Source organism: Streptomyces sp. yr375, assembly GCF_900110755.1.
In the GTDB taxonomy this organism is placed as follows: domain Bacteria; phylum Actinomycetota; class Actinomycetes; order Streptomycetales; family Streptomycetaceae; genus Streptomyces.
Genome location: NZ_FOFF01000089.1, coordinates 1 through 9,421 on the forward strand (window position 1 = coordinate 1; position 9,421 = coordinate 9,421).

The following is a 9,421-nucleotide window of genomic DNA, read 5'->3' on the forward strand; positions in this document are numbered from 1 at the left end:
TACCGGGGCACCGGCCTGGTCATCCCGCACCGCCGCGAACCCGGCCAGACCGAACTCCCGGCCTGGAAAGAGGAACACAACACCTCCCACCGCAAAGTTCGCGCCCGCGTCGAGCACGCCTTCGCCCGGATGAAGACCTGGAAAATCCTCCGTGACTGCCGTCTCAAGGGCGACGGCGTCCACCACGCGATGCTCGGCATCGCCCGCCTGCACAACCTCACCCTCGCCGGCTGACGAAGAAACAGGCAGGCCAACGAACACGTCGAAGATCATTTACGGGACAACGCTTAGTCAGTGGCCAGCGAGTTGGGACGCTTCGAACGTCTTCGAAAGTATCGTCCGGTGTGTCTCCCTGCTGGCGGGACTGGGTGCAGGTCATTCCGTCCGCTGTGACTCGCTGGTGGATCCGCTTTCTGGGGGTGCTTGCTTCACGCGTTGTGCTGCGTCGAGGTTTACCTCGATCGTCAGGTTCTCGCGGTTGTCGTTGATCCTCGCGGCGAGTGCCTGGATGGAGGTGGCGTCGAACCGGTATCGCGGTGGCCAGTCGAGTATGGGATTGGCCGGCGGCCAAATCGGCACGACAGAACCGTGAAAGTCCTCTAGGGGAGCGAGGTCTCCATCGAGGAAGGGGATGAGGACCTGGAACGCGACCTTGACCACTGAGAAGGTGACGCACAGGCCGAGGAAGTCGTCACTTGAATCGTTCCCCGGCATGTAGATCGGGCGCGACACCACAGCCAGCGGGTTTACGTCGTGGTACGCGGCGATCCAGACCCGCATCCCGTGGTGCGGTTGGCGGAAGACCTCCAGGCCCTGCCCGGCGCCGTGAGGAACGATGCTGCTGCCTATCGCATCAAAGAGGATGGCCATCTTGGCGGCCCACAGGGCGAGCCAGCCTTGGGCGTGCTCGTCCAGCGATCTCACGTGGAAGAACATCGGGACGAGGATGTCCTTGACGTCGTTCTCCAGCGTTGACATCCATGTGTTGTTGCAGTGTTGGCAGACAGGTGTTGTCGGCCAGTTGATACGCCGCCGATGGGGATCCGAGCTCCGCACGCCGTGGCGCTTCATCTCGCGCACGAGCCACTTGGGGTAGATGTCCTCGTCGGTGGGCTGGGCGTGTGGGTCCTGGCAGAAGGGGCAGCGGCCTGGTGGAGGGGCCATCCAGTTCGTGTGGGCCTGGCCTTCGAGATTCGTGTCGATATCCATCGTGGTCAGGATGTCGGCCAGTTGGGCTCTGCCCGCGCGGAGGAGTTGGACAGCCGTTCCGAGGCAAGCGCGGTGAGCCGCCCCCAACATATAGAGCGGTTCGTCGTTCGGTGGTGGAAGGGGATCCGAGAACATGCGTCCTACGTCGACGCGTGTTCCGATCAACCAGCTCCCAGAGCGCGTGCCGCCGATCTCCACCCATGAGTCGCGGGCGCGCTTGACGAGCTCGCCGCAACCAGCGAGGCAGTCCAGCCTGCGCCAGTCCCAACTCCATGAACTCCATGCAGTCGCCATGGCTAACGGCGTTGTGTACGACAGCGGTTTCGGCTGGTCGGGAACGTGAGGAGAGCCGTACGGGTTGGGATGGTTGTGAAGCGATCCTTGGCCCGTACGGCTCTCTCGCATCGTATCTGCACGGGCATTTCGAGGCGTCGACTCGGGGCGCTCATCGCCGAGTTGGCCAGACCGTGGATGGCGCGGGAAGAGTCCCGGCTGGGTGAACGCCGAGGTCATGAGCGTCTGCGCGCCGAGGGTGGCGGACCCAGCCATCAACTGGTCTTCACCGATCGGGTGATCGCGACCCTGGTGATCCTGCGGTTCCAGCTTCCGCACGCCGCCCTCGCCGTCTTCTACGGCGTGGACCGCTCCACCGTCACGCGAGCCGTCCATGAGATCCGTCCGCTCCTGGCGGCGCGGGGCTTCGCGGTCCCCGGCGAGGCGGGACTGCGTCTGCACACGCTGGCCGATGTCTTCGCCTACGCCACCGCGAAGGGTGTTGAGCTGCGCCTGGACGGCACCGAGGTACGGGTCCGGCGTCCGAAGGCGGGCCGCCCCGGCCGGCATGCGTTCGTGTCCGGCAAGATGCGGCAGAACACCAAGAAGGCCACCGTCATCACCGACGGACAGGGCCGCACTCTATGGACCGGCGCGGTCCGGCCGGGCCGTATGCATGATCAGACGGCCGTCAAGACCGAGGGGATCGAGGCCCTCTTCGATCAATATCCGCAGGTCAAGGCCACGGTGGATGCCGGATACCGGGGCCTGGCCAAACGGTTTCCCGACCAGGTCCAGGCGCCGCCGAAGAAGCCCGCCAAGAACGCGTCGGCCGAGGAGGTCACCGCCTGGGAGGAGGCCCGCAAGAAGCAATCCTCGGAGCGGATATGCGTCGAGCACGCCAACGCCGAGCACAAGCAGTGGAGGCCCCTCCAGCGGTACCTCGGCCGCCGCGAGTACTACACCGAGACCCATCTGGCCATCGCCGGCCTCGTCTCCGACCGCACCACAGAGCGGTAATCACCTATCAGCCAACACGCCAGGCCAGCACGCCCCAACCTCAGTCGCGCACGACACCGTAAGCGTGACAGGGGTTGAGCTGATCTGTCCCGAAGATTTCTGCAGACAGCATTTGCCCGCAGCCGAATCCGAAAAGCGGCAGAGCTTCAGTGCCGGCCAGCAGCGGTGTGGGGCAGTCGACACCTGTCGGCAGCCGGGCGTGGTGCCAAGGCCGCGTAGCTGGCGGCGAGGTAAGCGGCAGGGATGGGGCATGCCCAGAATTGCTCGGACGTGACCCACCGGCTGGCGCTTGGTAGTTAGTGATCGGGTTTTTGACGCCGCTCAGTGGGTGAAGAGGTTGCCCAAGCCCAAAGTCGGCCGGACCATGGAGTCATGGACTACCGTCCCCTCCTGGCTCAGCACACTGTCCAGCTCTCCCACGACGCACCGCGGTGGGACGATGCCGCACAGATCGCCGGGCTCGACCCATACGTGTGCAAGGCCTCGTACGTCTGCGGTGTCATGCGCGAGTTCATGCAGGCCTCTGGGCTCAACTTCGAGCACAACTACCACCTAGGATCGCTCTTCCTCGCCCTCGATGCCACCGAACTGCTCGGCCGGATCGTCAGCGGCAAGCGCGGAACAGACGGCAGCACCGAAGTCCTTCGGACGGGTGTGAGGTACCTGGAGGGTCACGCTGATCCGCAGGCCAGGCCCTTGCCGCACTCCGCAGCGCAGTACGTGAAGCTGAGGAACTTTGCGGGGCATGGCGCAGCGCAGCTCGCGCGTACCGTGGCCTTCACCCCTGACTCGACTCAACTGCTGCTCCGGCACTTGGCCTACGTGTTGAACACGATGTGGGAGGACCCATCTCTATCGGCCAACCTGGCCGCAGCTGAGATCCATCCGCTATTCACCGTGGTCAAGGGAAGCCGACAGCCGGTGTATGTGCGCGACATCCAAGAGCACCTCATGACATCTCAGCCGGCCGACGGTCTAGAGCACGACTGCTGGCGATACGACGAGGCCGCGATCCTGGACAACTCATCTCCGTCAGCGAGTGGAACCGCTTGACCACGATGAACACGCCTCCAGCAAGTCCACCGCTCACGCCGGTCTACCCGTACAACAAACCGGGCCAGCCCATCCTCCTGCACGACGGCCCGATGGGTGGGCTCGGCACAGATGATGTCCCCGGCCGCGTCGAGCTGACCTGCTCAAACGGGTTCGACCTTGAGTGGGAGGTTGGCGGTGGCGCGACGCCGGGCTTCGCCAACCGAGACCAAGTTCCCCTGACGCTTCGTCGTCCCATGGGCGACATGACCCTGCCTGGGTTCCCCCGGAACGTCGATGGTGGTTGGTCGAACGGAGCCGTCTTCGGGAACTCCGATGCTCCCTTGAGCCGAATCCTCGTTCATTGGTTCAACCTGCCCAACTGGCATGGACCGTTGGGACTGGTAGAGGAGACGCCGCGCGGCAAGCATGAATGGTCAGGCCGATGGTCGCTCGAAGCCAATGGATGGAAGATCACGCTCGACGTTCGTCCTGACCACCAGCAGGTCTGGCAGGAACTCCACAAGACCGACGTGTACGTGATGACGCACGTCATGGAGATGCGTCGCGCCGATGATTCCGTTTTTACGGCCGACGAAGCCGACCCGTTGCTGACGGCGCTGCACGTCGGGATCTCGTTTGCCCTCGGTCGCTGGGCTGCCCCGATGCTGCCCGTGGGAGAAGACAGCGACGGTCGAGTGGTCTGGGAGCAGTGGCGAGCCGCTCACTGCGACCCGGCACGCTCGAACAGCGATGGCTGGTGGTACGACCAAGATCACGAATCGCTCGGCGACTTCCTGCGTCTGGCGATCGCCGGCTTCCTCGACCCGGACAAACTCACGCCCCTGCGATTCCAGATGATGTACGCGATCTCGGCCTTGCGCAGCCGAGACTTCGTCGAGCCCCGAATCATCATGGGGACGGCCGGCTTGGAGCACATCATGTGGCAGAGCCTCGTCTTGAGCGGTGCCCTGACCGAGCGGGAGTACAAGCGGCGGCCAGCTCACGACCTGCTGCGCACGGTGCTGCGCGACGCCCAGATTCCGGTCGCCATCAACTCTGGCCTGTTGACGGCAGCCGCGCAGCACGCCGCCGATGTGAAGGCAAGGGAGAACAAGGACATTGACGGGGCCGATGTCGTCACGTGGGTCAGGAACCGGCTGGTACACCCGCAAGAATCGCAGGAGCGGGTCTACGGACTGGACGGGCTGACGCGAGATGCATGGCTTCTTGCTCGCCACTACCTCGTGTTGCTGATCCTCAACTCGCTCGGATATACCGGAAATTACCGGGACCTCACCTGCATCGCGGGCTGGGTAAGTGACGTTACCAAGGTGCCTTGGAGCTGAACACGGTGGGGCGACCGTGGGCTGGCCAGGCTCGGACGGATGCCCGTGAAGGGCCGTACTTACGGTCGTTGGCCGCAAGTCGTCAACGACGCCAACCAAGAGGAGGCTTCCGAATCATCAGGTCAAGCCCGCCACTTTTGTTAGGAGTCGTAAAGAGAATCGAGCGCTACACGCGGCAGCTGTCGATGTGGGTGACTTCGCGGTAGTCGACGATGGTGGGGCTGGCCATGGACTCTCGGTAGACGAGGACGGCACGGCCGTAGGGCCAGGCAGTGTCGTTGCCGAAGTTCTGCTGGGCTTCGGAGCAGCTGCCGAACATCAGGCCGCGGATGATGTCAGTGAATCCGGTGTCGTCACGGTAGTCCTGTCCTTCCGGGTAGATGCCGGGGCCGAAGGTGACAAACATGGTCTGGGCTGCAGGGTTGAAGGTTACGGTCACGGTGTCGCCCATGTATTGCTGTCCCTGAAGGATTGGCGCTGCCTCCGTGATCAGGTGCTGTGCGGCAGTCTTCTCGGCCGAGGTGGCTGGGAGCCGGGCTGAGGCCCATTCGTCTACGTTGGGCTGGGCGTTGTCGCTGCGGGTGTAGGCGGGGGAGGGGATGCTAGCGCGCTGGGGGGTTTGAGACGTCGCTGGCGCCGAGGGGGAGGCCGTAGCAGGGCTCGTTACCCGGGAGGTGGACTGCTGGGCCGCGGCGGTGGCAGCGGCGGCGCTCGTGTGACTGCTCGGTGTGGGGGCCTGGCCGTGGGCGGAGTTTGATGATTGGGAGGCAGCCGCGAGGGCACCGCCGAGACTGCCGAGGACGGCGGCGGCCACGGCGACCGTCAGATACAGGCGTGCGCGGTTATTGTGCCTGGGCGGGGTGGGCCAGGCGGGTTCGGCTTCAGGTGTCAGGTCCCAGTGCGCGCTGACGAGGTCGGATATCAGGGTGGGCTGCTGATCGCCGGGTGTGAGGGCGGCGGTCGCCTGGGCTGCAAGCAACTCGGTGCACTCACCCGCGAGTTCAGCGGCACTCGGCCTATCAGACGGGTCCTTGGATAGAGCCTTCTCCACCAGGCGCCGCAGGCTGGTCGGTACGCCCTCCAGGTCGGGCTCGGCTTGCATGACGCGGAAGGCCACCGCATCAGCGGCGCCGCCGCCGAAGGGGAGACGGCCAGTGGCTGCGTAGGCGAGGAGGGCTCCCCAGGCAAACACGTCGCCTGGGGAGCCGACGGCGCCGGTGCGGTAGTGCTCGGGACTGATCCAGCCGGGCGTGCCGGTCATCACCCCGGTGCGGGTGACCGAAGTGCCGTCCAGGGCGTGGGCGATGCCGAAGTCCAGGACCTGTGGTCCTGAGGGGGCCAGGATGACGTTCTGCGGCTTCACGTCCCGGTGGATGACGCCCTGGGCGTGTACAGCGGCGAGTGCGGATGCGGTGCCGGCGGCCATCGCGTACAGGCGCCCGCCGGACAAGGGGCCGTTGGCCCTCACGTGCTCGTCGAGGGTGAGGCCGGGGATGTAGGGCGTGACGAGCCACGGCGTCGCAGCTTGGGTGTCGGCGTCGCGGACCGGAACCAGGCACGGCCCGGTGACACGCTGGGAGAGCTGCACTTCCCGCCGGAACCGGGCACGGAACTCATCGTCTGCGGCCTGAGCCGGATGCACGACCTTGACGGCGACCCGCTCGCCAGTAGCCGTGAGAGCGGCGTACACCGTACCCATACCGCCGGATCCCAGCCGCCCCACGATGCGGTAGGGACCCACCCGGCGCGGATCGCCGGGCTGGACCGGCTGAACACGGTTGGACACGACGGCTCCCCCAGATGGCCCACGGCCAACATCGGCCGCAACAATGGGCAGATCGTATCGACGTCATGCGTCGCGCAGCTCAAGAACCACAGGCCTCCCCAGCCGTGCGCCCGCCCAGGCAGCGACGGGAGAGGCGCAGTGTTCGGTCAGAGGTGCGCGGCGAACGAGAGGCTCGTGCTGCACTCAACATCCCGTGGGTTGCTGCAGGATCGAGTGGAATGCCTGGGCGAAAACGGTCACCGTCAGACCTTCTGCAATCTTCGGCGGGCGGGCATAGGTGTCCCAGGTTTCGGTGAACCGGGCGTGGCGTGAGAGCGATTGGACTGTCTTCGGATCGTGCTGGCCTGGGCCGCCGAGGGTGGAGGTGTAGAAGCTCTTTAGATCATGGAAACGGGCGCGTTCAGGGAGACCGGCCCGGGCGACAACCCGTTGCCACTTCTCGTTGAAGTCGCTGCTCTGCACGGGCCTCCCGCACCGGTTCGTCACGATGAGCCCTTCGTCAAGTGGCTCCACGTGACCCCGAGCCCGACGCTTGCGCGCTGCGTCGTGGGTGGTTGCTTCCGGCTCGCTGAAGTTGGCCATATGGGCCGCCAGTTGCTCCATCAGGAAGTGATCTACAGGCAGGGTCGCGTAGCTGGCCTTCGTTTTGAGCGGTGCGGCCTTGCCGCGCTGACGCTGCTCTTGGATGTAGAGCAGGTCCTCCTGCCAGCCCACGCACGCCCGTGTCAGGCCCAGGGCCTCGCCGGCACGTAGTCCTGCGCATGCGCCGAGCCAGACCAGGATCTCGTAGCGCGGCTCAATCTCCCGCATGGCCACGGCAGCCGCGGCCACCTCCGTGGGAGTCAGGGAGACTCTGCTGTTGTCGATTTCGGGAAGCTCGATGCGGGACACGATGTTTGCGGGCAGCGGAATGTCTTCGTCCATCATGTAGTGGATGAGAATGCGCCACGTCTTGAAAATCTGGACAATTGTGCGGGCCGATCTGAGGCTGGGCTTTTCCAGCAGATGATCGATGAAGGCCATCGAATCGCGCCGCCGCAGCGATGCTGGCAGTCGGTTTCCCGCGAACGGGAGAATGTGGTTGTGAAGGTGGCTCTCGTAGGTGTTGATCGTGCTGGGTCTCTTTTTCTTCTTCCGTTTGCGCTCGATCATCTGCGCTCCGAAGAATGCGACCCGTGGACCGCGTGCCGACTGGCTCGCGCCCGTCACGGTCGCATCTTGGTTCGCCAGTTGGCCGAGCCGGTCGAGGGCTTCCTGCCAGGTAGCGAACGACTCTCTGTGCTCTTTCCTGAGGTGATCGACGTAGCGAGCCTGCCAGCGGAGCCCCCGTCCGTGGTCCGCTGACGGGTAAAGGGGACGGTTCCTGGTCCCGCACTTGCAGGGTGCGTCACCTCGGTAGGGTTTTGGATATGACTTGTGCCATCGGTCGAATGGCAGCACGGGTCTGGCCATATGTTCTCGTTCATTGCTAGTGAGCTAGTGGCCTGCTGTCACACCTGGGTCTGGCCGTTTACGTCGGGCGAGGTGCATGGGTGAGTGGTGCCGTAGTCACACGACCATTCGCGTGTGCTCACATGCAGGATTTCCAGCGTGGAGCCCGATTATGCACAGCTGTTCATGGCCTGGGGGAAGTTGCGCGGGTGGTGTCGCTGTGTGCCACCACGCGAACCGTCACCAGATCCCCGACTCCTGTCCCTCGGCATGCAGATTCGACGCCTCAGAGAAGACCGGGGATACACCTTGGAAGAGCTCGCAGAGCGCAGCGGGTTGAGTTTCCGCGGACTCATCTATATCGAGCATGGGCAGCGCAGCCCCAGCGTGCTCACTCTTCTGGACATCGCTGCTGGACTCGATGTAGAGCCGGGGGAACTCGTCAACCACATCACCCGGGAGGAATCCGGCAAGCCCGAGTCTCAGTAGTCCGGGGGCGATCGAACGTCCGCGAATTTCATGGGGTGCGGTGAACTCGTAGGGCTCTTGGGCGTCGCGATTCCTCCGGAAGATCCGCGCAGACGGTGCGCGTGAACCCGCCGAGGCGCCCAATCCGCGCCCCATTGCCTGGCCGCGTGCAGGTGCCTTCCTGGTGTCAGTCGCGTCGGCCGTGGAGATCCACCATCCCGTTCCGGCGGCGCGCTGCGACGACGGTCCAGCCCTGCTGCTGGAGTTGGCTATCTGACGTGTCCATTTCCAGCTTTGGGGGCGGATTCCCCCAACGGGACACAAGTGTTGTGATGAATCGTATGATGCGTCAGAACCGCGTATGGGTGGGGTACTTGAGGCGGTTGTGACCGCTTGGGCCATCCGGGGCCCGGGCCGCATTGCTCGGGGGACGTCGTTGTACCTTGCCTGTCTGTACGCGGAGAACTTCCGGATCTTCGGTTCGGCACCACTGAAGAACGGCGACACGGACGCTAGTCCCGTACTTCGCGGGTCGCTGATTCGTATGGTGTGACCGGCCCGGGGTGTCCTGGGCCGGGGGTGTGGCGTTGGGTGGGGTGTGTCGATGACTTCCCGGTCCCCGCGGCCACGGTCTCAGCGTCAGCGCTTCGAGTGCGCGGTGGTGTCCGTGGTGGAGAAGCGTCTGGGTGCTCTGCCTGTCGCTGCCGAGTTTCTGCGCCGGCTGGATGTAGCCAGGATCGTCGACGAGCTGTGCCCGGGCGGCGCGAGCGCCCACCTGAGCCACGGGCAGGTGATCGAGGCGATGGTGGCGAACCGGTTGACCTCGCCGGCGCCGCTGGTGCGGGTCGGGGAC

Annotated in this window: 9 protein-coding genes; 6 read left to right on the plus strand and 3 right to left on the minus strand. The window is 64.9% G+C overall.

The features are described from left to right. Positions 1-234: transposase (locus tag BMZ82_RS38520; RefSeq protein ID WP_143099006.1), on the plus strand; the 234-nt coding region annotated here is incomplete at its 5' end. Positions 235-375: 141 nt separating this feature from the next. On the opposite strand, the gene BMZ82_RS38525 is transcribed toward BMZ82_RS38520, so the two are convergent. Beyond that, on the minus strand, positions 376-1,209 hold the full coding sequence (locus BMZ82_RS38525; protein WP_143099007.1) for a hypothetical protein: 834 nt from the start codon (positions 1,207-1,209) through the stop codon (positions 376-378). Positions 1,210-1,572: 363 nt separating this feature from the next. On the opposite strand from BMZ82_RS38525, the gene BMZ82_RS38530 reads away from it, so the two are divergent. From BMZ82_RS38530 to BMZ82_RS40495, 3 genes are all read left to right on the plus strand, one after another. Next, positions 1,573-2,502: a transposase family protein gene (locus BMZ82_RS38530; protein ID WP_177244878.1), complete on the plus strand. Its 930-nt coding sequence runs from the start codon at positions 1,573-1,575 to the stop codon at positions 2,500-2,502. Between the two features lie 372 nt (positions 2,503-2,874). Next, positions 2,875-3,555, plus strand: a complete 681-nt coding sequence (locus BMZ82_RS38535; protein WP_093782045.1) for a hypothetical protein — start codon at positions 2,875-2,877, stop codon at positions 3,553-3,555. Continuing rightward, entirely contained in the window at positions 3,552-4,883 is a 1,332-nt protein-coding gene (locus BMZ82_RS40495) for a YopA family protein (RefSeq protein ID WP_143099008.1), read from the plus strand. Before BMZ82_RS38535 ends, BMZ82_RS40495 begins: the two co-directional genes overlap by 4 nt. Before the next feature lie 166 nt (positions 4,884-5,049). Here BMZ82_RS40495 and BMZ82_RS38545 read toward each other — a convergent pair whose 3' ends face one another. After that, positions 5,050-6,669: a serine/threonine-protein kinase gene (locus BMZ82_RS38545; RefSeq protein WP_256252346.1), complete on the minus strand. Its 1,620-nt coding sequence runs from the start codon at positions 6,667-6,669 to the stop codon at positions 5,050-5,052. Between the two features lie 183 nt (positions 6,670-6,852). Beyond that, positions 6,853-7,821, minus strand: a complete 969-nt coding sequence (locus BMZ82_RS38550) for a tyrosine-type recombinase/integrase (protein ID WP_093782048.1) — start codon at positions 7,819-7,821, stop codon at positions 6,853-6,855. 549 nt (positions 7,822-8,370) lie between these two features. Here BMZ82_RS38550 and BMZ82_RS38555 point away from each other — a divergent pair. Further along, positions 8,371-8,589, plus strand: coding sequence for a helix-turn-helix domain-containing protein (locus BMZ82_RS38555; protein WP_256252347.1), 219 nt, complete (start codon positions 8,371-8,373; stop codon positions 8,587-8,589). Positions 8,590-9,238: 649 nt separating this feature from the next. Further along, a partial coding sequence (locus tag BMZ82_RS38560; RefSeq protein WP_256252348.1) for a DUF4277 domain-containing protein occupies positions 9,239-9,421 on the plus strand: 183 nt, incomplete at its 3' end.

Excerpts from the sequence above, each read along its gene's own strand:
- BMZ82_RS38535 (WP_093782045.1), top strand. The coding sequence starts at position 2,875 with ATGGACTACCGTCCCCTCCTGGCTCAGCACACTGTCCAGCTCTCCCAC.
- BMZ82_RS38525 (WP_143099007.1), bottom strand. The coding sequence starts at position 1,209 with ATGGATATCGACACGAATCTCGAAGGCCAGGCCCACACGAACTGGATG.
- BMZ82_RS38550 (WP_093782048.1), bottom strand. The coding sequence starts at position 7,821 with ATGATCGAGCGCAAACGGAAGAAGAAAAAGAGACCCAGCACGATCAAC.
- BMZ82_RS38530 (WP_177244878.1), top strand. The coding sequence starts at position 1,573 with ATGGTTGTGAAGCGATCCTTGGCCCGTACGGCTCTCTCGCATCGTATC.
- BMZ82_RS38555 (WP_256252347.1), top strand. The coding sequence starts at position 8,371 with ATGCAGATTCGACGCCTCAGAGAAGACCGGGGATACACCTTGGAAGAG.